At 38.6% G+C, this 25,272-nt stretch carries 21 protein-coding genes and 6 tRNA genes; 13 read left to right on the forward strand and 14 right to left on the reverse strand.

Annotation, left to right across the window (positions count from 1 at the left end; all coding sequences use genetic code 11):
• Positions 1-9: 9 nt before the first annotated feature.
• Entirely contained in the window at positions 10-561 is a 552-nt protein-coding gene (locus tag RI844_RS04505; RefSeq protein ID WP_348397260.1) for a DUF1415 domain-containing protein, read from the reverse strand.
• Positions 562-724: 163 nt separating this feature from the next.
• On the opposite strand from RI844_RS04505, the gene RI844_RS04510 reads away from it, so the two are divergent.
• The 4 genes from RI844_RS04510 to RI844_RS04525 are packed head-to-tail and all read left to right on the forward strand — an operon-like array spanning position 725 to position 5,972.
• The gene (locus RI844_RS04510; RefSeq protein WP_348397261.1) at positions 725-1,219 is read left to right on the forward strand and encodes a DUF2937 family protein; all 495 of its coding nucleotides are present in this window, start codon (positions 725-727) and stop codon (positions 1,217-1,219) included.
• Positions 1,220-1,277: 58 nt separating this feature from the next.
• Positions 1,278-3,068 carry an FAD-dependent oxidoreductase gene (locus RI844_RS04515; RefSeq protein WP_348397262.1) on the forward strand — a complete coding sequence of 597 codons (1,791 nt, stop codon included), beginning with the start codon at positions 1,278-1,280 and terminating at the stop codon, positions 3,066-3,068.
• Positions 3,065-4,918 (forward strand): 2-oxoacid:acceptor oxidoreductase subunit alpha, encoded by a 1,854-nt coding sequence (locus RI844_RS04520; RefSeq protein ID WP_348397263.1) that lies wholly within the window; start codon positions 3,065-3,067, stop codon positions 4,916-4,918. Before RI844_RS04515 ends, RI844_RS04520 begins: the two co-directional genes overlap by 4 nt.
• 1 nt (position 4,919) lies before the next feature.
• The gene (locus RI844_RS04525) at positions 4,920-5,972 is read left to right on the forward strand and encodes a 2-oxoacid:ferredoxin oxidoreductase subunit beta (protein WP_348397264.1); all 1,053 of its coding nucleotides are present in this window, start codon (positions 4,920-4,922) and stop codon (positions 5,970-5,972) included.
• Between the two features lie 5 nt (positions 5,973-5,977).
• Here RI844_RS04525 and RI844_RS04530 read toward each other — a convergent pair whose 3' ends face one another.
• Positions 5,978-6,340, reverse strand: a complete 363-nt coding sequence (locus tag RI844_RS04530) for a rhodanese-like domain-containing protein (protein WP_348397265.1) — start codon at positions 6,338-6,340, stop codon at positions 5,978-5,980.
• Positions 6,341-6,620: 280 nt separating this feature from the next.
• Here RI844_RS04530 and RI844_RS04535 point away from each other — a divergent pair, with 280 nt between their 5' ends.
• From RI844_RS04535 to RI844_RS04550, 4 genes are all read left to right on the forward strand, one after another.
• On the forward strand, positions 6,621-7,838 hold the full coding sequence (locus RI844_RS04535) for a M24 family metallopeptidase (RefSeq protein WP_348398318.1): 1,218 nt from the start codon (positions 6,621-6,623) through the stop codon (positions 7,836-7,838).
• Positions 7,839-7,846: 8 nt separating this feature from the next.
• A complete protein-coding gene (locus RI844_RS04540) occupies positions 7,847-8,503 on the forward strand; it encodes a sulfotransferase (protein WP_348397266.1) in 657 nt (218 codons plus the stop codon).
• 107 nt (positions 8,504-8,610) lie between these two features.
• On the forward strand, positions 8,611-9,177 hold the full coding sequence (locus tag RI844_RS04545; RefSeq protein WP_348397267.1) for a septation protein A: 567 nt from the start codon (positions 8,611-8,613) through the stop codon (positions 9,175-9,177).
• A gap of 6 nt (positions 9,178-9,183) precedes the next feature.
• Complete coding sequence (locus RI844_RS04550; RefSeq protein ID WP_348397268.1) at positions 9,184-9,486, forward strand: YciI family protein; 303 nt, start codon at positions 9,184-9,186, stop codon at positions 9,484-9,486.
• Positions 9,487-9,990: 504 nt separating this feature from the next.
• On the opposite strand, the gene RI844_RS04555 is transcribed toward RI844_RS04550, so the two are convergent.
• Entirely contained in the window at positions 9,991-11,073 is a 1,083-nt protein-coding gene (locus tag RI844_RS04555) for an AI-2E family transporter (RefSeq protein WP_348397269.1), read from the reverse strand.
• Positions 11,074-11,260: 187 nt separating this feature from the next.
• Between RI844_RS04555 and RI844_RS04560 the strand changes: the two genes are divergently transcribed.
• A complete protein-coding gene (locus tag RI844_RS04560; RefSeq protein WP_348397270.1) occupies positions 11,261-12,163 on the forward strand; it encodes a TIGR01777 family oxidoreductase in 903 nt (300 codons plus the stop codon).
• Here RI844_RS04560 and RI844_RS04565 read toward each other — a convergent pair.
• Entirely contained in the window at positions 12,158-14,662 is a 2,505-nt protein-coding gene (locus RI844_RS04565; RefSeq protein WP_348397271.1) for an ABC transporter permease, read from the reverse strand. The genes RI844_RS04560 and RI844_RS04565 overlap by 6 nt on opposite strands.
• 1 nt (position 14,663) lies before the next feature.
• A complete protein-coding gene (locus RI844_RS04570) occupies positions 14,664-15,386 on the reverse strand; it encodes an ABC transporter ATP-binding protein (RefSeq protein WP_348397272.1) in 723 nt (240 codons plus the stop codon).
• Here RI844_RS04570 and RI844_RS04575 point away from each other — a divergent pair.
• Positions 15,385-15,999: an arylesterase gene (locus RI844_RS04575; RefSeq protein ID WP_348397273.1), complete on the forward strand. Its 615-nt coding sequence runs from the start codon at positions 15,385-15,387 to the stop codon at positions 15,997-15,999. The two genes, RI844_RS04570 and RI844_RS04575, sit on opposite strands and share 2 nt — an antisense overlap.
• Positions 16,000-16,017: 18 nt before the next feature.
• Here the strand turns inward: RI844_RS04575 and RI844_RS04580 are convergent, their stop codons facing one another.
• The 7 genes from RI844_RS04580 to RI844_RS04610 all read right to left on the reverse strand — a co-directional run bounded on the left by RI844_RS04580 (position 16,018) and on the right by RI844_RS04610 (position 18,238).
• The gene (locus tag RI844_RS04580) at positions 16,018-16,284 is read right to left on the reverse strand and encodes a hypothetical protein (RefSeq protein WP_348397274.1); all 267 of its coding nucleotides are present in this window, start codon (positions 16,282-16,284) and stop codon (positions 16,018-16,020) included.
• Between the two features lie 170 nt (positions 16,285-16,454).
• A tRNA-Glu gene (locus RI844_RS04585) sits at positions 16,455-16,530 on the reverse strand.
• 479 nt (positions 16,531-17,009) lie between these two features.
• A tRNA-Glu gene (locus RI844_RS04590) sits at positions 17,010-17,085 on the reverse strand.
• 179 nt (positions 17,086-17,264) lie between these two features.
• Positions 17,265-17,340 (reverse strand) — tRNA-Glu (locus RI844_RS04595).
• Positions 17,341-17,547: 207 nt separating this feature from the next.
• Positions 17,548-17,623, reverse strand: a tRNA-Glu gene (locus RI844_RS04600).
• Between the two features lie 357 nt (positions 17,624-17,980).
• Positions 17,981-18,056, reverse strand: a tRNA-Glu gene (locus RI844_RS04605).
• A gap of 106 nt (positions 18,057-18,162) precedes the next feature.
• Positions 18,163-18,238, reverse strand: a tRNA-Ala gene (locus RI844_RS04610).
• A 643-nt stretch (positions 18,239-18,881) separates the two neighbouring features.
• Between RI844_RS04610 and RI844_RS04615 the strand changes: the two genes are divergently transcribed.
• A complete protein-coding gene (locus tag RI844_RS04615; protein WP_348397275.1) occupies positions 18,882-19,844 on the forward strand; it encodes a gluconeogenesis factor YvcK family protein in 963 nt (320 codons plus the stop codon).
• A gap of 79 nt (positions 19,845-19,923) precedes the next feature.
• Here RI844_RS04615 and dcd read toward each other — a convergent pair whose 3' ends face one another.
• Together dcd and apbC are read right to left on the reverse strand one after the other, a co-directional pair.
• Positions 19,924-20,508 carry a dCTP deaminase gene (gene dcd, locus RI844_RS04620; protein ID WP_348397276.1) on the reverse strand — a complete coding sequence of 195 codons (585 nt, stop codon included), beginning with the start codon at positions 20,506-20,508 and terminating at the stop codon, positions 19,924-19,926.
• Between the two features lie 3 nt (positions 20,509-20,511).
• Positions 20,512-21,630 carry an iron-sulfur cluster carrier protein ApbC gene (gene apbC, locus RI844_RS04625; protein ID WP_405054474.1) on the reverse strand — a complete coding sequence of 373 codons (1,119 nt, stop codon included), beginning with the start codon at positions 21,628-21,630 and terminating at the stop codon, positions 20,512-20,514.
• Between the two features lie 116 nt (positions 21,631-21,746).
• Here apbC and metG point away from each other — a divergent pair, with 116 nt between their 5' ends.
• Positions 21,747-23,777 (forward strand): methionine--tRNA ligase, encoded by a 2,031-nt coding sequence (gene metG / locus RI844_RS04630; protein ID WP_348397278.1) that lies wholly within the window; start codon positions 21,747-21,749, stop codon positions 23,775-23,777.
• 304 nt (positions 23,778-24,081) lie between these two features.
• Positions 24,082-25,263: a sulfite oxidase gene (locus RI844_RS04635; RefSeq protein WP_348398319.1), complete on the forward strand. Its 1,182-nt coding sequence runs from the start codon at positions 24,082-24,084 to the stop codon at positions 25,261-25,263.
• Positions 25,264-25,272 lie beyond the last annotated feature (9 nt).

A 25,272-nucleotide genomic window follows, 5' to 3' on the forward strand; every position in this document is an offset into this window, starting at 1 on the left:
AAAGATCCTTTATCTTTCTTTTTTGAGGTTTAGAAGAAACTGTGTAAAAAACTCGCTGCCTTTTTTATAGCACAGTTCAATATTTCTATCGGGTATTCCTTCTGGATCAGGGTGGGCATTAACTGCCCTATCCATCGACGCTTCCCGTATAATGTGCAAAATAGGAAATGGTGATCGGTTAGTAAAATTACTTTCATCATCTTCAGCCACGCCATTAAAGACATAATCGGGGTGAAAAGATGCTATTTGATAAACCCCTTCATATCCCTCTGCCACCATAAGGTTTTCAGCCATATTGACTAACTCAAGGTAATCGTAAAAGTATTGAAAGTTTTCTGGGTAAATAACTAAAGTCGTTTCAAGCTCTGGATGTTCATCCAAATGTTTACATTCTTCCAGTAAAGATTGCAGCGCCGAGGCTAAATCAACATTTCGAACAACCGGATAAGCAATAGTATTTTGTACAAACTCTTTTTTCGCAAAAGGACAAAAATTCAAACCGATAATGATTTCGTCTACCCATTGTTTGCATTGATTTATTACTTGTTGATCGCTGTACATAAGAAAATACTTGGTTTTAATAAAGTATTAGTTTACCAATTTCCCTCCGCTTGTTACTAATACATTTTAAATTTAATTATATTGGACGATGAACAGTCGGGGTTCTTGCTATTACCCATTGGTGAGTTACTATTAGAACATGTAAGTATTGTAACGGACTGATATGTTTAAATTTATTTTTAGCTCCTTAGATAAAATATTGTTTTCCGTAAATGTTGTACTAGCCATGCAATTACCGGGCTTTATTCAACAATACGGTCAGCGTATATCAGGCCATTTAGCTGAAGCTCAATATCAACTGCAAAAATATCAATACATTGCCGATCAACACTACCAGGGCGATATATTATTGTTGGTAAAGCGTTATCAAATGAATAGCGATCCAGGTATAAACGCTGCTGGTGATGTGGTGTTTGACTTAATTGAACGCATATCCTTATTAACGCATCACGTTGCTCATTTATTTGAGTCAGATTATTTTGCCAAAATATACTATTTTATAATTGAAATAGATTTAGATATAGCCAAAGCAACATTACAAGATTATCAATTAACAATCCCTTTAAATACTGCGGCAATAGCAACCGGTATAGGCTTTGCTATCTTCGTTAGCGTAATTTCTACAATGACTTTAAATTTATTTCAAAGAAACACTTAATTATTTGCATAAATTGTGTACATTATAAGTAACGGTTTACTAAATTTGTGGTGTCATTTTGAAAAAAACGGATGTGTCAAACTACAACCATTACCTAAAAGTTGTTGATTGCCAACAAGCTTGCCCTGCCCATACGCCTGTTCCTGAGTACATTCGCCTAATAAGCGATAAACGTTATACCGACGCCTACATGCTTAATTGGCAATCTAATGTATTCCCTGGCGTTTTAGGAAGAGTATGCGACCGCCCGTGCGAGCCCGCTTGTAGAAGAGGTAGAGTTGAAGAAGAGCCTGTTGCTATATGTCGGTTAAAACGAGTAACAGCAGACTATAAAGACGACATTACCGAACTTTTACCAAAAGCCCCCAGTGAAAATAATGGTAAACACATAGCTCTTATTGGCGCAGGCCCGGCGTCATTAACGGTAGCTAGAGATTTATTACCATTAGGTTATCGAGTATCTATTTTTGATCGGGATGCAAAGGGTGGCGGAATGATGCGTAGTCAAATACCAGCATTTCGATTACCTGAAACCGTGCTTGATGAAGAAATAGATTACATTTTAAATATGGGCGCAGAAACTCACTTTGGTAAACCAATCACCAGTCTGCATATGTTATTGCAACGAAATTTTGATGCAATCTTTGTCGGTACAGGAGCCCCTAGAGGCAGGGCTTTAAATATTCCTGGCTATGAACAAGCCAAGTCACACATCGCCATTGGTATAGATTGGTTAGCTAATGTCAGCTTTGGTCATAGCGATTCCGCCCCCAAAAGAGTTGTAGTGCTAGGTGGCGGTAATACTGCGATGGATTGCTGCCGCACTGCTAAACGGCTTGGCGCGAAAGATGTAAAAGTTATTGTGCGCTCGAGCTATGCTGCAATGAAAGCGTCCCCCTGGGAAAAGGAAGATGCGAAAGCTGAAAGCATCGATATTATTGTTAACCACACCCCAAAAGAATTTGTCATTGAAAAAGGTAAATTAAAAGGTGTGTTGTTTGATGAAGTTGAATCATTTTACGACCGCGGCGGTCACCGTGTGCTTAACAATACCGGAAATACTTTGCTGGCTGAATGTGACCTAGTGCTCGTTGCCATTGGCCAAGATACATCATTTCCTTGGATAGAACGCGATATAGGCCTAGATTTTAATGATTGGGATCAGCCCTGTTTAAACGAAGCAACATTACAATCGAGCATTGAAAAAGTCTTTTTTGGTGGTGATGCAGCATATGGCCCGGAAAACATCATAACCGCTGTTGCCCACGGTCATAAAGCCGCTATTTCTATCGATTTATTTTGTCAAGGCAAAGTACCAAGCCAAAGACCAATTAGTAACTTCAACCTTATCAGTCAAAAAATGGGCATGCATGAATGGAGTTACACCAACATTATAGACCATGACAATCGCAACCTTGTGCCCCATATAAGCTGGGAAGAAGCAGTAAAAGAACTAACAACAGAAGTTGAACTGGGCTTTGATGAACAATTAGCATTAGAAGAAGCGAGTCGTTGTTTAAATTGTGACGTGCAGACCGTGTTTACTGAAAGTACTTGTATTGAGTGTTCTGCTTGTGAAGATATATGTCCAACTGATTGCATTAACTTTATTGAGGATATAAAAGATAACCATACACCTGAGCAAGAACTGCTAAAAGGTAAACTGAAAGTAGACAAAGCCACCGACGAGCAAGACTATTTCATCTCCGACAAGCTCAAAACCGGCAATATTATGGTGAAAGATGAAGATATGTGTTTGCATTGTGGTTTATGTGCAGAACGTTGCCCTACAGCCGCATGGGATATGCAAAAACTTACCCTTGATAACATAGAGGCGACAATAAAATGATCAATGAAAATGTTGAAGATAATACCTCTACAAAGATAAATGACTTTGTCGTTAAGTTCGCCAATACCAATGGTACAGGCTCTGCCAGTGCCAATAATATGTTTGCCAAAGCGATTATGCGTATGGGCATACCGGTGAGTGCAAAAAATATTTTTCCGTCGAATATTCAAGGCGCACCTACCTGGTATGAAGTAAGGATTAATGAAAATGAATTTTTAGGTCGACGCGGTGGAAAAACAGAAATTATTGTTGCGATGAATGCGCAAAGTTTTATTGAAGATATAGAAGATGTTGTCTCTGGCGGTTATTTATTATTTGATTCATCGAAACAAATACCCGCTGATTTGCTCAGAGATGATATTAATTACCTTGGTATTCCTATTTCTTCCATGTGTTTAAAAGAGTTTCAAAACCCAAGGCAACGACAATTATTTAAAAACGTGATTTATGTCGGCGCGCTTGCTGCTCTGCTCGATATTGAATTTGGAGTATTAAAAACCTTAGTTGGTGACCAGTTTAAAGGTAAGGAAAAACTAATAACCCCGAATGTGTATGCTTTAGAACTTGGCTTTCAATATGCAAGCAATCACTTCTCTTGTCCATTGAACTTTAAAGTTCAGCGCCGTGATCTGATTGGTAACCGCATTATGGTAGATGGCAATACGGGTTCGGGGCTAGGTGCGGTATATGGTGGGGCTACTGTGGTTGGTTGGTATCCCATTACTCCTTCGACCTCTGTTGTTGAGAAATTTGCCAGTTACTGTCAGCGGTTAAGAATAGACCCGGCAACTGGCAAGAAAAACTTTGCTATTGTACAAGCTGAGGACGAATTGGCTGCAATTGGTATGGCGATAGGCGCCGGTTGGAACGGTGCACGCTCGTTTACCGCTACCAGTGGTCCTGGCATCTCATTAATGGCAGAGTTTTTGGGCTTGGCTTATTTTGCCGAGATCCCTGTGGTGTTGATCAATATTCAACGCGCTGGCCCCTCAACAGGTATGCCAACGAGAACACAACAATCAGATGTATTAGCATGTGCATATGCATCTCATGGCGATACCAAGCACGTTTTATTATTTCCTGAATCACCCGCTGAATGTTTTGAGCACAGTGCCCTCGCCTTTGATTTAAGTGATAGATTGCAAACCCCGGTGATCATTATGAGTGATTTAGATTTAGGCATGAATGACCACTTATCTGCGCCATTTATCTGGAATGACAAACAAAAATACGATCTGGGAAAAGTGTTATCTATACGTGAATTAGATAATACGGAGTCTTTCGGACGCTATCGTGATGTAGATGGCGATGGAATCTGTTATCGCACTTTTGCCGGAACACATCCCAATAAAGGGGCTTTCTTCACCCGTGGAACATCGAGAAATGAAGATGCCATTTATTCTGAAAAATCAGCTGACTATGTTGATAATATGCGGCGTTTAGAACGAAAATTTGCTACAGCCGCCACCTTGATCCCAAAAGCAGAAATATCATCAGGGCTACAAAACACCCAGATAGGATTAATTTACTACGGCTCAACTGCCCAAGCAATCGGTGAAACAAAACATATTCTACATAAACAAGGTATTCCCGTTGACTTAATGCGAATAAAAGGCTTTCCATTTGGTTCAGAAATTAAAAAGTTTATCGAACAGCATGAACAAATATTTGTAATTGAACAAAACCGAGACGCGCAAATGCGTACCTTGCTGTCAACTGAGTTAAACATTGATCCAAATTGCTTAACATCGGTTGTTTGTTTTGACGGATTATCAATTACAGCAAAACAAATAAGTAATGACATTATTCAGGTAATAGAGCAACAAATACCTAATCAGGAGGTTGTGTAAGATGAGCTTTGCAAAATCAAAATTTAGACATAAGTCACTACCAGTAAATGATTTAGGCTTAACCTATCGAGACTACGAAGGAGCAATATCAACACTGTGCGCCGGATGTGGTCACGACTCTATTTCTTCAGCTATTATTCATGCCTGTGCCGAATTATCTATTGAGCCACATAAAATTGCCAAGATGTCGGGTATCGGCTGTTCTTCTAAGGCGCCGAACTATTTCCTTAATAACTCCCATGGTTTTAATACCGTACATGGCAGAATGCCATCGGTGACTACTGGGGCCAACCTGGCCAATAAAGATTTAACCTATTTAGCCATGTCAGGTGACGGTGACAGTGCCTCAATAGGTTTAGGTCAGTTTGCCCATGTTGTTCGACGCCAGCTCAACATGGTGTATATGGTCGCTAATAATGGTGTTTATGGCTTAACTAAAGGTCAGCTTGCTGCAACATCAGATCGAGGAGTAAAAAATAAAACCGGTGATACTAGCCTATTTAATGACATAGATCTGTGTACTATGGCCTTACAACTTGGCGCGTCATTTGTAGCACGCTGTTTTTCTGGTGATAAAGCACAATTAGTTCCAATTATAAAAGCGGCAATTGCTCATCAAGGTTTTGCCTTTATCGATATAATCTCACCCTGCGTTACTTTTAATAATCATCCGGGTTCTACTCGCTCCTATGACTATGTACAAGAGCATGTTACAACAGGTGCGGTAACGGATTTTGTACCTATTAAGGAAGAAATCACTGCGCAAATACCAGAAGGTGAATTTGAAGATATTTGTTTACACGATGGTTCCGTTATTCGAATCCATAAACTTGATAAAGGCTATGATACCTCAAACCGCTTAAAAGCTATGACTGATGTAGAAGAGCATAAACAACGAGGTGAAATTTTGACTGGTTTACTTTATTTAAATCCTACAGCCAGTACATTTCATGAGTTAAATAACACTGCTGACACACCAATGAATCAAGTAAAGCAAGATTTACTCTGCCCAGGCGAACGTGTGTTAGGCAGTATAAATGACAGTTTTCGATAATAGCTTCAAGCCATAGGCTTGGAGCCATAAACTTTAGCAATGACATCAAATTTACAGTTTATTGCGCTGACATTGGTATAACCAACTCGTATTAAAGACTCTGCGCCCAAAGTTGCCCTAACTGCAGAAGCACAATGTAAGTAAATAGCGGTATTTTCTTGTTTTACTAACTCTAGTACTTTCATTTCTAACAAACCACGTGGAATATTAATAGCACCTATTGCAGAGCCAGCAGCATATTCAACAGGCTCCCTGATATCAATAAGTAAGCCATTATTTTCAGCTAGTTCAACAAATGCCTGTTCAGCAGTGACTTTTCTTACATTTTTACCTGCCTCTTTTAAGAGCTCAGGGATAGTTTTTAACATTAATAAATCCTAGTTTGAACAATGCTTATTTTTATCGAGCGATTATAATCAATAATGACTGTATATAAAAGACGTACATTAGATTTATCTAATATATAAATACATCCATTTTTTAATAAGATAAACCAACGTTACGTGTTAAAGAATTACCAATATAAATTTTACTTTCTTATCAGTTATTCCAAGTCCATTAAATAATTTGGCCAATTATTTAATGGACTTGGAATTAATTCTGCGCTACTTTCTTTTCATCCATAATCCACAGAAGTTTCAAGCTATGATAAACAATGGCATCGGCGGTTCAACCGCAACTAAAGAGTTAGGCAAATTAACGAATATGGTATCTGATATTGTGCCTATTTCTAGCGAAGAGTATCAGCAAAGGATTAACAAAGCGCAGCAAATTATGCAGCAAAACAACATTGCTGCTACGTACATAAATGCAGGTACTAACCTTTATTATTTTACTGGCACTCGCTGGTATGCATCTGAACGTATGGTTGGTGCAATTATTCCAGCCCAAGGTGACATTGTATATATTGCCCCGCATTTTGAAATAAGTACCCTTGAACAGTTTATGGTAATAAAAGGGGCGGTCAGCAGTTGGCATGAGCACATCAGTCCCTATCAGACATTTGCAGAAAGTTTAGCCGCAATGAATATCCTAGCGGGAAATATTGCTATTGATGAATCTACTGCATTCTTTATCGCGAATGGTATAAACAAGGCAGCACCGCAATTTAATTTAATCGATGCTAAAGTTGTAACGGCCGGCTGCCGAATGTGTAAAACTGCAGCAGAAATAGCCTTATTACAGCGTGCGAAAAACATGACCTTAGAAGTACATAAAGCCGCTGCAAAAATATTACATGAAGGCATAACGACTAAAGAAGTAGAAGCGTTCATTAATGAGGCTCATAAACGTGTTGGCGCTACTGCAGGTTCATATTTTTGTATTGTATTGTTTGGTGAAGACTCAGCCTATCCGCATGGCGTAGCCACCCCTAAATCATTAGATTTAAACGATGTTGTGCTTATTGATACTGGTTGTCAATTAGAGGGCTACAACTCTGATATTACTCGCACTTATGTGTATGGCAGTGCCAGCCCTAGACAAACACAAGTGTGGAATAATGAAAAAGAAGCGCAACGTTTGGCATTTGAAGCAGCGCAATTAGGCCAGCCGTGTGCAAGTGCAGATAAAGCAGCACGAGACTATCTTGCCACCGTTGGCTTTGGTCCTGATTATAATATTCCAGGCCTTCCACACCGTACTGGCCATGGCATTGGTTTAGACATTCATGAATGGCCTTATTTAGTGCTAAATGATCAAACACCTTTAGCCGTTGGTATGTGTTTTTCTAATGAACCGATGATTTGTATTCCAGGGGAATTTGGCATTCGCCATGAAGATCATTTTTACATCACCGAAAGCGGCCCTAAGTGGTTTACCGAGCCAGCTCACTCTATTGATGACCCATTTGGTTATAACGTTTAAAGTTGCATATGCTTACTCAAGGTAAAATATTCATCGTTGGTTTACCACGTACGGCGACCACAAGTATTTGTGTCGCCATGCTGGATTTGGGCTTTAAAGTTGCGCATACCTGCTATACCTTTAATTGTTTGCATCAAGCTCAGGTTATTGCTGATGCACCTGTTTTTTATCACTTTAAAGAGCTCGACCAAGCATTTCCAAACTCAAAGTTCATTTATCTTGAACGTGACCTAACAGATTGGTTACCCTCGATTAAGCAATTATTGCTAAGAATGCATACTAATGTTACCCGACAAGATGGTGGTTTTAACCCAATAATTAAACAGAGTTATACCAATATATTTAAGCCTTTTACTATTGAAAAACTTGCTGATGATAGCTTTCTTGAGCAATGTTACTTAAATCACCGGCAAGACATAGAACAATACTTTAGAAATAGACCTGATGATTTATTGCGTTTAAATGTTGCCAAGCAAGGTAGCTATCAAACATTACTTAATTTTTTTAAATTAGCCGTCAGTAATGATGATTTTGTAAAAATTAATATCGGCGGCAAGGTTACGGCCTGGAAAGATATTAAACACCCTAATAAAATTGAATCGACCAATAAAGGTCGCATCGATAAAAACTTACTCAACGAACTTAACATCGGTGACAATAATTAACCATTGTACGACATAAAAACTTATCAAAGCTGCGTAACAGCCACTAGTAAGCCCCACTAAGATTAGTTAGAATGAAGCTAATTTAAATTAATGTAGTATGTACCCAAATGGTTGCTTTTTTCGAATATATCCCGCTTGTCGTATTTTTTATCTTTTATAAAATGTTCGATGTTTTTATTGCTACAGGTGCGTTAATCGTTACCTCGGCAATGCACTTAGTTGTTATGAAGGCAACTGGCAAACCGATCCTGAATAGACATTGGATCTTCTTTGGTTTAATTGCGGTATTTGGCGGTTTAACCATCTTTTTCCATGACGATACCTTCATAAAATGGAAAGTTACCATCATAAATGGCTTCTTTGGTATCGCACTATTAGTCAGTAAATATGCGTTTAATAAAAATCTGTTGCAAAGCTTTATGGGTGAACAAATTAAGTTACCAGATGCAATTTGGAGCAAATTTAACTTGGCATGGGTAGGCTTCTTCTTTACTTGTGCACTGCTTAATTTATACATTGCCTTTAGTTTTGACCAAGAAACATGGGTTAACTTTAAAGTGTTTGGCTTAACCGGCTTAACTTTTACGTTTGCTATTGTTTCAATAATGTCGATATATAAATACATCCCTCAGGATGAAACTGAAAGTGCCACTCAAGATAAAATAGAGAAGTAAGCAACTATGTTATACGTAATTTACAGTGAAGATGTACCAAATTCGTTAGAACTACGGTTAAGTGTTCGTGAGCAACACATAGGCCGATTAAAGCAATTACAAAATGAAGGTAGGTTGATTGTTGCCGGACCTTGCCCTGCAATAGATAGCGAAGATCCAGGTAGCTCTGGTTTTACCGGTTCTTTGTTAATATTAGAATTCAACAGTTTAGAGGATGCTCAAACTTGGGCTGATGCTGATCCTTATGTGGCTGCAGGCGTGTACAGTAAAGTAACAGTTAAACCTTATAAAAAAGTATTACCTGCATAACTAATCTGAGCTTAATTAATCATTAAAGCAGAATTGAATAAATCAACTAGCGCTTTCGTTAGTTGATTTTTTTAATGGCTTGGCAAACAGTATAAAAGGCAAAGCTAACGGCCCTAGTAGAGCTCCCAAGATTGCCCAGTACTATACCAATTCCATTAAGTTATTTCACAACTCAGAGCTATATCAGTGGTTCAATAACAAACTAAATTTTATTGGTATAGTTTGTCTATCCCCATGAAATTTTGTGCAGTTAGTGGGCCACTGATAAGCTCCCAGTGGCGAGTTTAAAAGGCTTATATGCTGCGTTATTGATTTTAAAAAAGGAATAACCATTCTCTACAATCAATGCCTTGCCTATAAGCCTTTTAATTCTCGCTGAGTAGGAAATAACTTGATGGACTTGGTATTTACATTCGCTTTACGCCACCTGGCAATAAAATAGCATACGAAAATACAAATCACGTTAATAAATAATAAAAACAATATCGCCATTAGCTTTTCCGATTATTCTTCATTATGTAATATCTGAGCTTGCTGCTGTTTTAATTCATCAGCGGCCTGGTTTTCATCACCTAGCATAATAGAGAACCATTTGGCTTCATCTGAACTTTCTAAGCCTATTTTAATGATCATGGTTAGTGGTACCGACAATAACATGCCAACAGTACCTAATAGCCAACCCCAGAATATTAATGATAAAAATACTACCAAAGTTGATAAACCAAGGCCCCTACCTAAATAACGAGGCTCAACCATATTACCCATTACCGTGTTTATCAACATATATCCTGCCCCGATCATAGCCGCAGCAAATGGATTCAGTTGCAGTAACGCTAACAGCACCGCTGGCACTGCGGCAATAATAGAGCCAATATTAGGAATATAATTAAACAAAAAGGCTAAAACGCCCCACAGTAAAAAGAAATCTAACCCTATCGCCCACAGCATCAAACTCACTAAACAACCGGTAGCGATACTTACGTAAGTTTTAATAGCAATGTATTGGTTCACTGAGTTGAGGAATTTGTCGATTTGTTGCATCTTCATTTGTGGGTCTTTAAGCGCTAAATGAAGTTTTGCTGGTATGCTAGGCGCTTCAAACAACATAAATACCACGGTAATAATGATCAAAAACAGGTTGGCCATAATATTGCCAAACCCTGACAACATATCGGCAGCAAAGCCCATGGCCGCAGCAGGATCTAAATATTGCATCAATATGGTTGAAGACACTTTAATATTGTAGTCTGCTAATTTATCGATTAAACCAGCAAAATCACTGGATAATTGAGCCCGGTATTCAGGCATTAGTGCAGACAATTCAGCGAGCGAATTGCCAATTAGACTAGCAAGAGACATGCCTATAGCAACAAAAATGGCGATCACTAATATTATCGCTAGTCCTTTCGGTATTTTATATTCAGCGGCCTTATTAATAACCGGGTTGCACATTATGGCAATAAATAAAGAAAGTAAGAACGGGATCAAAATACTGCTGGCAGTTTTTATGCCTGCCATGATAATAACCAAAGCGGCTAAGATTATTAAAACTTTAACTATCCCAGTATTTTTAATTGATAAGTCCATGAGAAATCTCTTTTTTTTTATATTCTTATAAGATAACAAATAAATACACTATTTACACTCAATGAGTTATCGGTACTTAATACCGCTCTCCCTAAGGAATGAGTATAATTTGAAACTGGCACTTTTCTCTCCTTTTAGACTATTGTTAATAATGAAAGACATTTCATAATTACCCGTAAATTAAATAATGAACATTTTAATAACTGGTGGTACGGGTCTCATAGGCTCGGCTTTTATAAATAAATATCAACACAAATATAACTTTGTGGTATTAACTCGTGAGCCAATAAAAGCTAGAAATCACTTCCCTAGTTCAAATAAAATTAACTTTATCGATACACTAAATAATAAGGCAGATTTAAGTGATTTTGAGGCGGTGATAAACCTGGCAGGTGAACCTATTGCGGATAAGCGTTGGAGCTTAAGACAAAAGCGTGCAATTTGTCAAAGCCGTTGGAAATTAACGAACAAGTTAAGCCATTTAATTAATGCATCTGCTAACCCACCCAAAGTGTTCATTTCAGGCTCTGCAGTTGGCTATTATGGTCGACAAGGTAATACCGAGATCAATGAACACTACGAGGATATTAATGAAGAATTTACCCACAAAATTTGTAAAGTATGGGAAGACAAAGCTTTAATAGCGCATGATAAAAGCAGAGTCTGTTTACTCAGAACCGGGATTGTACTGGCAAATTCTGGCGGGGCATTAAAGAAAATGCTCCCGGCATTCAAGTTTGGTTTAGGAGGAAGAATATCATCAGGTCATCAATACATGTCATGGATCCATATTGAAGATATGATTGATGCGATAGAGTTTTTATTAAATAACCTAGACTGCCAAGGAGCATTCAACTTAACCGCACCAACACCAGTGACCAATGCAGAATTTACCATAGCTCTAGCAAAATCATTACATAGACCAAGCTTTGCAACAGTGCCGGCTATTGTATTAAAAGTACTGCTTGGAGAAATGTCTGATTTACTACTCTATGGACAAAAGGTACTCCCTGAGCACCTGTTATCACAGCATTTCAAATTTACTTACCCAAATATTAATATTGCGTTGGCTGAATTACACAATTCATAACGTACGCCTTATTAGCGTTAAACTCGATAAATTCAATAACCGCCAACAAGAAAAAAGTCCGACTAATCCAACAAATAAAGCCCCTAAACCAATGCCAACAAACCAATAAAGCAAATGCATTGACGGCTGCATCTCAAAGACTCTTGTTTGAATAACATAAACACCTATTTCCATAGCAATGCTCGCCATAAAGCCTGCGATACCACCTAAAATTACAAACTCTAGTACGGTTGCCCCCTTTAATAAGCTACCTTTTGCTCCTAATGTACGTAAAATTGCTAACTCTCTTTCACGCTCTTCCATACTGGCTTGAACTTGCGCAACTAAAACGAGTGATCCCGCGATAACAACTAAAGCAAGAATAAATTCTATCGCTAAGGAAACTTGCTCTATTACCGAGCGTAATTGACTGATCATTGCTTGCACATCAATCACACTTATTGTTGGGTATTGAGATAAAAATGTCTGCATTAGCTTTTGTTTATTTGTTGGTACGTGCATGGCTGAAATAAAAGTTGCCGGAAAATCTGCCAACACATTATCAGAGAAGATCATATAAAAATTTGGCTGCATCGATTGCCAATTCACTTCTCGGATACTAGTTACTGGTAACTTAATTTGTTCGCTACCAATTTGAAAACTTAATTGGTCGCCTAATTTTATTTCTAGTCGCTCAGCAAGCTTGGACTCAATTGAGACTTCTGCAGAAGTGCTGTTTGGTGCAAACCACTGCCCTTGCACAACTTCATTTTCTTTAGGTAAAGTAGAGTGCCAGGTCATATTCAATTCTCGACCAATACCTTGCCTGCCCTGATCGCTCTTGTTTGTTTCTTCTTTACTGGCCTTTTTTAATAATTTTTCTTCATTAATAGCGGTAAGTCTTCCCCTAACAATGGGATATAACTCACTAGAATTCATATCATGTTTGGTTAAAAAGCTCTCAACCTGCGGCACTTGTTCTTTAGTTACGTTTACTAAAAACTGATTAGGCGCATTTACAGGTAGTTGTGCTTGCCATTCATTAATCAAATCATTACGTACCACTAACATCAGCAATAATAAATTAATCGCAATAGTAAAACTTACTAACTGCACATTGTTCTGTTTGCCGCGACGTTTTAAATTTGCCATAGCCAAATGGAAAGCTTGCCCGGCTTGACTACCTACCGCCCGGCCGGTATTTATTAGCAAACGACCGAACAATAATAAAATTCCAATAATCACGCCACCACTTGCCATAAGTGCCAAAGATAAGGACCAGTCACGGCTAAATAACATTAGTAAAACAAAAATAGCAATTACAGGAGGAAGATTTCCCAGAACAGTTTTTTTAGTATTGATATCAGCAAAACCATGAATAACCGCTAAAACCGGTGTAGAAATCAGCATTTTCATTGGTGTTATAGCAAAAGCGAACGCACTGATCACCCCAGTTACCATAGCGACTAAAAGCGGGTAAAATGAAATTGAATTAGATGTTCCAGGCAAGTAGCTAGACATTAAAGACAAGCCAAAGGTTTGCAAAGCAAAACCAATAACTAAACCGATGCTAATTGAAAATATCGACAGGCTGGTCCAATGTAATAAATATAAATTTCGTATATGCACCCTATTCGCGCCCATGGCTTTAAACACGGCCACCATAGGCTGATGACGTTGACCGTACCTTCTACTTGCCACAGAAACAGCCACAGCCGCCAGAATGATCCCGAGCATGCTTGCCAGTGATAAATATTTTTCAGCTCTGGTTAATGCATTAGCCAACGGTGTTTGCTGACTTTTAACATCGTACCAACGCTGGATATCACTAATCTTTGGTTTTATCCATTGTTCATACTGACTAATTGCATCTGCACTACCTGAAAATAAATAACGATAGGTTAAACGACTGCCCGGTTGTACAACTTGGGTTAACTCTACATCAGCTAAATTGATAAAAACTCGTGGACCTTGAGTGAAGACACTAAAAGATGCATCAGGCTCTTTATTTATGGTTCCGGCAATTGTAAATTCTGCCGCGCCAAGCTCAAGTTTTTCGCCAATGTTAACGTCAAGCTTTTCAAGTAAATCAGCTTGAACCCAAACAGTGCCTCTAACGGGAGCACTCTTAGATAAAACATTTGAACTTTGCGGATCATTTATTAATAACTCCCCTCTTAACGGATATGAACTGCTAACAGCTTTAACCGACGCCAATTGCATTTCATCACCAGCAAACACCATGGAGGAAAATAACATCACCTCAGCATTGTTTAATTGTAATTCTTTCGACTTTATCAGTATTTCATTTGCTGCCGGGCGCGATGATTGAAGCACTCTATCAGAGGCAATAAAACTATTACTTTTATTGATCAATGCCGATTGAATTTGTTCAGAAAAACCCGACAGTGAAAAAACCGTCGCAACAGCTAATATGATGGCTAGGCAAATAATGGTTAATTCACCCCGTTTAAGCTCGTGTCTAAATAGCCGCAGTGACTGTTTAACCCATATAGGCATGTTAACTTACCTCTGCCATGGCTACTTCTTGATTGATAAATTCCCCAGCTTGCATCAAAAGCTGTCTTTGGCAACGCAACGCTAATGTAGAGTCATGGGTAACTAACACTAAGGTAGTACCTTGTTGTTGGTTAAGTTCAAACAACAATTCAGTTATTCTTTCACCAGTTTTACTGTCTAAATTGCCGGTAGGCTCATCAGCAAATAAAATGGCTGGATTTGATATAAACGCGCGAGCAATGGCTACACGCTGTTGTTCACCACCAGATAATTGCCCCGGATAATGTTCAATTCGATCAGCAAGGCCAACTTTTTCAAGCATGGCAATCGCTTTTTCTTTTGCATCAGAGTCATTAGCCAGCTCTGCAGGTAACATTACATTTTCGAGTGCAGTTAAACTATTTATCAATAAAAAAGATTGGAAAATAAAGCCAACATGATCTGCTCTTACTTTACTGCGACGTTCTTCATCAAATGAGTGCAGAGCTAAATTGTTTAAGTAAATTTCTCCAGAGCTTGGTAAATCTAACCCCGCGAGTAAAGACAATAACGTAGTTTTGCCTGAGCCAGAGGCACCAATGATAGCAATACTCTCTCCAGACTTGACTTGTAGATTAATTGCTTTCAGGATAGTTAAAGATTTTTCATGTTGACTATTACTGGCAGTTTTCACTGTTTTAGTAACATTGCGACACTCTAATATTATTTCAGGTTTTATATTCATGCTTAAAAAACTAACTCTTTCATTCTTGTTCATTTTAACCAGTACGTTTTCAATGTCGGTATTGGCTCAACAATCTATTTTACTCTTAGGTGATAGTCTCAGTGCAAGTTATGGGATGCAAGAAAAAGATGGCTGGGTAATGTTACTAAATAATACATTAGAACAAGAAAAAGCAAAGTATCGGATCATTAATGCCAGTATCAGTGGCGAAACTACAGCAGGCGGATTAGCGCGGCTGCCGGGTATATTAGAGAAGAATAGCATTGATTATTTATTGATTGAATTAGGCGGAAATGATGGTTTACGTGGTTTCCCACCTAAACTAATTAAAAATAACTTGTTACAAATTATTGAATTAGCACAAGCTAAAAATATTAAAGTATTGCTTTCTGCTATTCGAATTCCGCCAAACTATGGCCCTAGATACAATAAAATGTTCTCAGATGTTTTCACTCATGCAGCAAGTGAAACTAATGTAGTTTTACTGCCTTTTTTTATTGAGTCGGTTGCGGCTAAACCTGAATTAATGCAAGCCGATGGTATTCACCCAACAATTGCAGCACAACCATTAGTGGCCATTGAAATGAAGAAGATATTAGAGGCGGTTTTATAATATTTAATGGCGTGATTACTACATTTTTTTAGAGTATTGTCTGCGATCAAACTCCTTTTGGTACTCTTCTTCTTTTAGGCGTTCTTTTTCAGCATCAACAGGCTCATTTTTTAGCATTAGCACCGTCACATAAATAATCCCAAGTGGCGGGATTATCGACAAAAACACACCAAAAAACACCGCAACTATCGGAAAGCGAACTTTATCGCGGCCATAGTAATAGCTTAATGCACCATTTACTATCATCAATATTATGACGAAATCGCCAAACTCTGACATTGTCATTCATGTGTTCCTTTATACCCGTTACCGTTGAAGATGCAGGTTTTAATACGCTTTTAGTGTTTAGTAATTAAATTTACTGTGAAATAAGAGCGAACACAAGTTTTGACTTTATTAATAAATAGACAGGCACAAAAAAGCCGACTTACGTCGGCTTTTTTATCACTGTAAAGTGGCGTCCCCAAGGGGATTCGAACCCCTGTTACCGCCGTGAAAGGGCGGTGTCCTAGGCCTCTAGACGATGGGGACGCTGAAATTGCTTACGAAACAAGTTTCGTATTTCAGCGTAAGGGTGAACATTTCATTTATGAAATTGAACAATCTTTATTTTTCGCTGAATTTGCTTCCAAAGCACTGCTTTAGATATTTAAGCGTTCTTCACCAGCAAGCTGGTTAAGACCTAAGATAAAACTGTTTAGAACATCAAAGCAAAGCCCTGCTGTTCAATGGCGTGCATATTAATGAGATTAGGTTGTAGTGTCAACAAAAGTTATAGATAAAACACAAAAAAAATAACTTAATCGAACTGTATCGTACAATTTTTAAAAAAGCAGGTACAACAGAATTAAAACCGTTTTCAACATGGAAGCTGTATATGCCGTAAAGGCATGGATGCGTAATACCCATCTGCATAAAGAATGGTATAAGAACGGCCCATGGCAATTCTAAGTTATTTTATCCCAGACACAAAAAAGCCGACTTACGTCGGCTTTTTCATCACTATAAAGTGGCGTCCCCAAGGGGATTCGAACCCCTGTTACCGCCGTGAAAGGGCGGTGTCCTAGGCCTCTAGACGATGGGGACGCTGAAATTGCTTACGAAACAAGTTTCGTATTTCAGCGTAAGGGTGAACATTTCATTTATGAAATTGAACAATCCTAATTTTTCGCTGAATTTGCTTCCAAAGCACTGCTTTAGACATTTAAGCGTTCTTCACCAGCAAGCTGGTTAAGACCTAAGATAAATTGTATTGATAAAATAAGTGGCGTCCCCAAGGGGATTCGAACCCCTGTTACCGCCGTGAAAGGGCGGTGTCCTAGGCCTCTAGACGATGGGGACGCAGAATTTGTTTTACAAAACATGTTTTGTTAATTCTGCGTAAGGGCTAACGTTGAACTTGTTCAACTGAGCAATCCTATATTTTTGCAGAAATTATTCACGTTTACAACATACTGCTATTAGCAATGTGTTAGTTAAAACTTTTTTCTGTGTCCGGTGCAAGCACCTGGCACTAGAACTTAATCACTTAAGTTATCTAAAATAAGTTGGCGTCCCCAAGGGGATTCGAACCCCTGTTACCGCCGTGAAAGGGCGGTGTCCTAGGCCTCTAGACGATGGGGACGCAGAAACTGCTTATCAAAATATATTTTGATGTTTCTGCGTTGGCATTCAATCAAGCTCTGCGCCGATTGAATAATCCTTAAAAATTGCAGAAATTGTTTTTTAAATTCTGCGTAAGGCGAATGTTGAACTTGTTCAACTGAGCGACCTTATTTCTTGCAGAATTTGTTGTCAAAACATACTCTTAAAACGTCTCTGCGTAAGGGTGAACATTTCATTTATGAAATTGAACAATCCTTATTGAGTTGTCGATTCTAAAACCAACTATCAATTGCAGAGTTTTCTGTGTCCGGTGTAAAACACCTGGCACTAAGAACTTGTATATTACCTTACGGTACAACTTACTTTTTAAAAATGTTGGCGTCCCCAAGGGGATTCGAACCCCTGTTACCGCCGTGAAAGGGCGGTGTCCTAGGCCTCTAGACGATGGGGACGCTGGTGTTATCAATTAAGTTAACATTCGCATTGTTATATATCGAAATATATACCATCTCGTAAGAGATCTTACGTCGGTTTTTGCCAAAACCCTTAGAAGTATATTGGTGGAGCCATGCGGGATCGAACCGCAGACCTCTTCGCTGCCAGCGAAGCGCTCTCCCAGCTGAGCTATGGCCCCATACTTCTACTTTCAGGAGCGACCTAGACTCGTTGAAAGCGAGGCGAATTCTATGCAGTCATCCCAAAACTGTCAACCTATTTTTTTAAGAAAAACGCAAAAAAGTGTGAATTATTGTATGTTCGTTCATTTATCGATCGGATTGCCTGTTTTTTAACAAACTAAATGGCGGCAAATCGCAAAATATGATCGTTCTTTATTTATTTAAACGTTAAAAATAATAAAATTAAAGCACTAAAAAACATCCCACCTAGTCTGATTACAATTTTTATATAGCATAAACTACTGTTTTCACATTAAAATGGCTTATGCTTGAAGATACCAAGTAAAGTAAGTTATTTCCCACTCAGTGAGAATTAAAAGGCTTATAGGCAAGGCATTGATTGTAGATAATGGTTATTCCCTTATCTAAATCAATAACGCAGTCTATAAATCTTTTAAACTCACCCTTTGGGAGTTTGTTATAGCCTCACTAACAGCAGAAAATACATTTAATATAGAATAACTATATCTAAATTAATTTTCTTTGTTATTAAACTTATAAAATAGCTCTGAGTTGGGAATAAATTTACTTTAATTGGTATTTACTAAGTCTGCCTTTCTTTATTGCTATTATGAGGCTTATAAATAGGATATTTAGTTTATGCGTTTGAAAAAAATGAATGTTGTTGCAATTGGTGGTGGCCATGGTTTAGGAAGAGTATTATCTACCCTATCCTTTTTAGGCGATCAGTTGACCGGTGTTGTAGCTACTACGGATAATGGCGGTTCTACCGGGAAATTAAGAAAACGTAGCAGTACTATCGCTTGGGGTGATTTACGTAATTGCTTAATGCAACTTGTTGATCCTAACTCTGTAGGCTCTAAATTATTTAATTTCAGATTTGATGGCAGTGATGATTTAAGCGGCCACAATCTTGGCAATTTAATTTTATACGCACTCAATGACATCCATTCCCGCCCTCTTGACTCAATAAAGCTGATCAGACGAATATTACGAGTAAGAACTCGTGTGCAACCTATGTCTGAAACCCCTACTGACTTAATGGCTTTTTATGCTGAAGGTCGTTGTCGTGTCGGTGAAATATCAGTAGATGACATGGCTACTATGCCTAAAAACATGATGTTAGCGCCTTTAGTTAAAGCTTTACCTGAAACGTTAAAGGCGATTAAAAATGCCGATTTAATTATTTTAGGCCCAGGCAGTTTTTTAACATCGGTAGTCCCCCCTTTATTGGTAAGAGACATTTCAAAAGCTATTACATCAAGCAAAGCCCGCTGTGTTTTCATCGATAATATTGCAAAAGAGCATAGTCCCGCAGGCGAATTAACCATTGATGAAAGGCTTGAATGGTTAACTTATAATATTGGTTGTCAGCCTGTAGATATGGTGGTCACAGAAAATATGGACGCAACATCGAACTTTGTCGATTTAATTAAAACACCGCTCGCTAGTGGCAAAGTAGATTATTTTCATGACAAGGTTTTGTTAGTTGATGCGCTGGAGCAATGTTTACTTGCTTTTGATCAAGAGTCTATTACTGATCAAACAATTACGATAGATAGTGGCGATAAAAAGCAAAATCACAAACCCGTTAGCCACTAATTATAAATTTACAAAGATAATAAAAAGCCCCCGATTACTGTCAAACAATCGAGGGCTTTTTTAGATATAGCTAATTGTATTAATCGTCTTCGCTAATACGACTGGCAACTGCGCCTTGCTGACCTTTATATTTAGCATCCGCACGTTTATTGTACGGACGTAGTGCATCGCCTGACATAGTTTCAAAGTTTAACGCGGCTATTTTCATGCGTGGTCTTAATGCTAATGGCAACTTACCTGAATTGAAAAACTCTAAAACAATTTGGCCGGACCAACCTGGATCAATCCGGTGAGCCGTTACATGAACCATTAAGCCTAAACGTGCTAAAGATGAACGTCCGTCTAACCACCCCACTATATCAGCAGGTAATGTGACAGACTCGTGAGTTACTGCAAGGGCCAATTCACCCGGATGTAAGAAGAATGCATCGCCATCATCAATATGAATTTCATCACTCATTACTGTATTCATTGCATCTTGAACTTCAGCTTTAGGTCCACTTAAATCAATAAAAGGTGCGGTATGATCTTGGAAAACACGAAATTTATGACCTAAACAAATATCAACGCTTACTCCGGAAATCATCGATTCATCTGGTTTTGGCATAATTACAATTTTTTCTTGTTCAATTAATTCAATAATATCTTTATCACAAAGTCTCATATTTTATTCTTCTATATTCTTTACAGTAATGATTTCAGCAGTATATGGACTGTTGGCATCTAATTGATTATATAATTGTGCGGCCATATTTCGCGCTATTTTACGGTACAACATAGTAATTTCACTAGTAGTATTTGCTAATACTGACGATTTACCTGCGTCAGAGTCTTCTCTAATGTGGATATTAAGCGGTAATTGCCCCAATAAATCAACTTTATATTGCGATGCGATATGTTCTGCGCCGCCTTGACCAAATAAATGCGAGTGATGACCACAGTTTTCACAAAGGTGATAACTCATATTTTCAATAACGCCAAGTACCGGTACTTTAACCTTATCGAACATATTAATGCCTTTTACTGCATCCTTTAAGGCGATATCTTGTGGTGTGGTTACTATAGTGGCCGCCGCAACAGGTACTTTCTGAGCAAGGGTTAATTGTATATCGCCAGTGCCTGGCGGCATATCAATGATCAAATAATCTAAAGGCGCTCCATCACCCTGCCAAGCCGTTTCATTCAGCATTTGTGAAAAAGCAGAGCTGGCCATAGGGCCACGCCAAACAGTTGCATCTGTATCTGACACTAAAAAGCCGATAGACATTGCTGTTAGGCCATTTGCTAAAAGTGGTTGCATCAATTTACCATCAACAGATGACGGTCTTTGGTTTTCAATACCTAACATGGTTGGAATGGAAGGCCCATAAATATCAGCATCTAAAATACCTACTTTTGCCCCCTCTGCCATTAACGCATAAGCCAGGTTTACTGACGTAGTTGATTTTCCAACCCCGCCCTTACCAGAGGCGATAGCAATTATATTCTTAATACCAGAAATGTTATGCGTTCTCACAGGCTTAATATTAAGAGTTAGGGCAAGCTCAATATCGATATCTAAATGAGTCACAAGTTCTCGGGCGATATCTTCAAGCTCTCCTTGGCATGGAAACGGTAACGTAAACTCAAGTATATATGTCTGCTTATTTTGCGCGATATTAAAGGCAGACACAGAGTTTATTACACCACCTGGAAATAATTCAGATTGATACTCAGACAGAAATTCGGTGATTCTGTCACTAACATTTTCTTCAGGTTTGTTACTGCTAAACGGGTTTTTAAACATAATGGTTAGTTTTTCTGATGATTTATAATAATTATTAATGAAAATACGCCTTAAATTCTGTACTATCACACCCATTATTTCCATTAAAATATTTATAAATTAGGCAAGTTCGTTCAATGACTAGCAATAATCGTAAAATTCTTGTGACCAGCGCGTTACCATACGCCAATGGTCCGATCCATTTAGGTCACTTATTAGAGTACATTCAAACTGATATTTGGGTGCGTTTTCAAAAAATGCGTGGCCATGAAACTTATTATGTTTGTGCTGATGATGCTCACGGCACGCCTATTATGCTTAAAGCTCAGCAATTAGGTATTACACCAGAAGAAATGATCAGCCAGGTTCGTGAAGAACATATGGCTGATTTTGCTAGTTTTAACATTGAATTCGATAACTACCATTCAACACACAGTGATGAAAATCGCGTATTTGCTGAAGAAATTTATAATCGTTTAAATGCTAAAGGCCACATTAAAACTCGTACTATTTCTCAGTTATTCGATCCTGAAAAACAAATGTTTTTACCTGATCGCTTTGTAAAAGGTACTTGCCCTAAATGTAAAAGCGAAGATCAAAACGGTGATAACTGCGATAACTGCGGTGAAACTTACTCACCAACTGATTTAATTAATCCTATTTCAGTCGTATCAGGAGCAACGCCAGTATTAAAAGATTCAGAGCATTACTTCTTTGACTTACCGGCATTTGAAACAATGCTAAAAGAATGGACACGTAGTGGTTCATTACAAGAAGAAATGGCCAACAAATTGGCTGAATGGTTTGAATCAGGTCTACAGCAATGGGATATCTCTCGTGACGCCCCTTACTTTGGTTTTGAGATCCCTAACGCACCGGGTAAATTTTTCTACGTATGGTTGGACGCACCTATTGGTTACATGGGCAGTTTTAAAAACTTATGTGATAAACGCGGCATTAACTTTGACGAATTTTGGGAAAAAGACTCTACTGCAGAGCTTTATCACTTTATTGGTAAAGACATTATTTATTTCCATTCGTTATTCTGGCCTGCAATGTTAAGTGGTGCGGATTACCGTCAACCTACATCAGTTTATGCTCATGGCTTTGTCACGGTTAATGGTCGTAAAATGTCTAAGTCAAAAGGCACATTCATTAAAGGTCGTACTTACTTAGAACACCTTAACCCAGAGTTTTTACGTTATTATTATGCCGCTAAATTAACCAGCCGCATTGATGACTTAGATTTAAACCTTGAAGATTTTGCGCAACGAGTAAATTCTGACTTGGTCGGCAAAGTTGTAAATATTGCTTCGCGCTGTGCAAGTTTCATATCAAAGAAATTTGACGGCATGTTATCAACTAATATTGATAATCAAGAATTAGCTGATGAAGTTATGACTGCTGGCGACTCTATCGCTGATTTATACGAGAAACGCGAGTTTGGCCGTGCAATGCGTGAGATCATGGCATTAGCTGACAAAGTTAATGAATACATCGCAGTTAAAGAACCGTGGCAGTTGATTAAAGAAGAAGGTAAACAACAAGAAGTTCAAGACATTTGTTCTTTGGGTATTAATTTATTCCGCATCTTAATGATTTACCTTAAGCCGGTATTACCTGAGCTTGCTGCTAAAACCGCCGGTTTCTTAAATGACGAACTGATCTGGGATGGCCATAAAGCGCTATTAGTCGATCACAAAGTAAATAAATTTAAAGCGTTATTACAACGTGTAGAAATGGATAAAGTAAACGCTATGGTTGAAGATTCAAAAGAAAATTTAGTTGCCGCTCAAGAAGCCGCGCCTATTACCGGTCCGCTTGCTGATGACCCTATCGCTGATGAAATAGGTTTTGAAGATTTTGCTAAGGTTGATTTACGTGTAGCTAAAATTGTTGTTGCTGAGCATGTTGAAAAGGCCGATAAACTGCTTCGTATTGAGGTAGATTTAGGCGGTGAAACCCGTCAAATATTTGCCGGTATTAAATCAGCTTATCAACCTGAAGATTTAGTCGGTAAGCTTACTGTCGTCGTTGCCAACTTAGCACCTCGTAAAATGCGTTTTGGTATGTCAGAAGGCATGATCATTGCTGCAGGCCCTGGTGGGAAAGATATCTTTATCTTAAACCCTGATGACGGTGCACAACCTGGCCAGCGTGTAATGTAACACGCAGTTAGTTTATTGATTAAGGCGAGCTGTGCTCGCCTTTTTTTATGCATTCATATTGGGAATAACGGTTGCCGAACCTAACTTTTTCTTTACTTAAAAATCCACAACTAGCAAGATATTCTACAATTATAAGAATTAAAATATATGTGGAGTATCCATGCCAATAAATAATAATAAGCCATTAACGAAACAGGGGATTGGTCAGTTATATGAAGAAGATCCTATTGCTGCCGATTTAAAAGTATTTGGCAGAACTTCAAATCCACTTACCAGACGCGGGTTCTTAAAGGGTCTTACCGCCATGAGTACCATTTTAGGTGCTGAAATTGTCTTTAGCCGCTTTATGCCTTCAGGTATGATCCCGGCAGCACTGGCTCAAACGGCAGAAAGCTTTATCATTGAAGGTAAACACCCAGGCTTATTAGTATTGAACGATCGCCCTATTAATGCAGAAACTCCACCACATTTATTAAATGATGCTGTAACTCCTGCAGATAAACTATTTGTTAGAAATAACGGAATTCCCCCCACAAACGTAAATATTGAAAACTGGACACTTACCATTGGTGGTGAATCGGTTAAAGATGCAAAAATTTACACTTTAGCAGATCTTAAATCCAAATTTAAACATCATACCTATCAGTTAACGTTAGAGTGCGGCGGTAACGGACGTTCTGAGTTCAATCCTCCGGCAAAAGGCAATCAGTGGACGACAGGTGCTGTAGGTTGCCCTAAATGGACGGGTGTTCGCTTAAAAGACGTATTACTTGATTGCGGCATTAAAGATGATGCAATCTATATTGGCTATCATGGCGCTGATGCACACTTAAGTGGCGATCCAAGTAAAGCAGCTATCTCACGCGGCGTTCCTATGAATAAAGCGCTAGAAGATGAATCATTAATCGCATGGGCGATGAATGGCGAAGATTTGCCGATAATGAATGGGTTTCCATTACGATTAGTTTTTGGCGGTTGGCCTGCCTCTACCGGCGGTAAATGGTTAAAAGGTATCGATATTCGTAATAAAGTACACGATGGTACAAAAATGACCGGTACAGCCTATCGGGTACCTTGTGAAGCAGTTGCACCAGGAAGTAAAGTTGCCAATGAAGATATGTGCATTATCGAAAACATGCCGGTTAAATCATTAATCACCTTTCCTAAATCTGGTGCATTACATACCTTAGGGGAAAAGTTTGCTGTAAATGGTCATGCTTGGGCTGGTGATAAAGCAGTTGTAGGCATGCAAATATCGATAGATTTTGGTCAAACATGGCTAGACATTCCTGTTTCTAAAGCGGTTAACCGCAATGCCTGGCAACATTGGCAAACGAAAGTAGAATTCCCCAAAGCAGGCTATTATGAAGTTTGGGCAAAAGCAACCGACTCTGACGGCATTGCTCAGCCAATGATTTTGCCAGGTTGGAACCCTAAAGGTTACTTAAATAATGCCTGTCATAGAATTGCCGTGAAAGTTGTATAAGGATTGACT

Origin of the sequence: Thalassotalea fonticola (genome assembly GCF_032911225.1) — a bacterium.
GTDB classification, from domain to species: Bacteria; Pseudomonadota; Gammaproteobacteria; order Enterobacterales; family Alteromonadaceae; genus Thalassotalea_A; species Thalassotalea_A fonticola.

Excerpts from the sequence above, each read along its gene's own strand:
- RI844_RS04505 (WP_348397260.1), bottom strand. The coding sequence starts at position 561 with ATGTACAGCGATCAACAAGTAATAAATCAATGCAAACAATGGGTAGAC.
- RI844_RS04510 (WP_348397261.1), top strand. The coding sequence starts at position 725 with ATGTTTAAATTTATTTTTAGCTCCTTAGATAAAATATTGTTTTCCGTA.
- RI844_RS04520 (WP_348397263.1), top strand. The coding sequence starts at position 3,065 with ATGATCAATGAAAATGTTGAAGATAATACCTCTACAAAGATAAATGAC.
- RI844_RS04525 (WP_348397264.1), top strand. The coding sequence starts at position 4,920 with ATGAGCTTTGCAAAATCAAAATTTAGACATAAGTCACTACCAGTAAAT.
- RI844_RS04530 (WP_348397265.1), bottom strand. The coding sequence starts at position 6,340 with ATGTTAAAAACTATCCCTGAGCTCTTAAAAGAGGCAGGTAAAAATGTA.
- RI844_RS04540 (WP_348397266.1), top strand. The coding sequence starts at position 7,847 with ATGCTTACTCAAGGTAAAATATTCATCGTTGGTTTACCACGTACGGCG.
- RI844_RS04545 (WP_348397267.1), top strand. The coding sequence starts at position 8,611 with ATGGTTGCTTTTTTCGAATATATCCCGCTTGTCGTATTTTTTATCTTT.
- RI844_RS04550 (WP_348397268.1), top strand. The coding sequence starts at position 9,184 with ATGTTATACGTAATTTACAGTGAAGATGTACCAAATTCGTTAGAACTA.
- RI844_RS04555 (WP_348397269.1), bottom strand. The coding sequence starts at position 11,073 with ATGGACTTATCAATTAAAAATACTGGGATAGTTAAAGTTTTAATAATC.
- RI844_RS04560 (WP_348397270.1), top strand. The coding sequence starts at position 11,261 with ATGAACATTTTAATAACTGGTGGTACGGGTCTCATAGGCTCGGCTTTT.
- RI844_RS04565 (WP_348397271.1), bottom strand. The coding sequence starts at position 14,662 with ATGCCTATATGGGTTAAACAGTCACTGCGGCTATTTAGACACGAGCTT.
- RI844_RS04575 (WP_348397273.1), top strand. The coding sequence starts at position 15,385 with ATGCTTAAAAAACTAACTCTTTCATTCTTGTTCATTTTAACCAGTACG.
- RI844_RS04570 (WP_348397272.1), bottom strand. The coding sequence starts at position 15,386 with ATGAATATAAAACCTGAAATAATATTAGAGTGTCGCAATGTTACTAAA.
- RI844_RS04580 (WP_348397274.1), bottom strand. The coding sequence starts at position 16,284 with ATGACAATGTCAGAGTTTGGCGATTTCGTCATAATATTGATGATAGTA.
- RI844_RS04615 (WP_348397275.1), top strand. The coding sequence starts at position 18,882 with ATGCGTTTGAAAAAAATGAATGTTGTTGCAATTGGTGGTGGCCATGGT.
- dcd (WP_348397276.1), bottom strand. The coding sequence starts at position 20,508 with ATGAGACTTTGTGATAAAGATATTATTGAATTAATTGAACAAGAAAAA.
- apbC (WP_405054474.1), bottom strand. The coding sequence starts at position 21,630 with ATGTTTAAAAACCCGTTTAGCAGTAACAAACCTGAAGAAAATGTTAGT.
- metG (WP_348397278.1), top strand. The coding sequence starts at position 21,747 with ATGACTAGCAATAATCGTAAAATTCTTGTGACCAGCGCGTTACCATAC.
- RI844_RS04635 (WP_348398319.1), top strand. The coding sequence starts at position 24,082 with ATGAGTACCATTTTAGGTGCTGAAATTGTCTTTAGCCGCTTTATGCCT.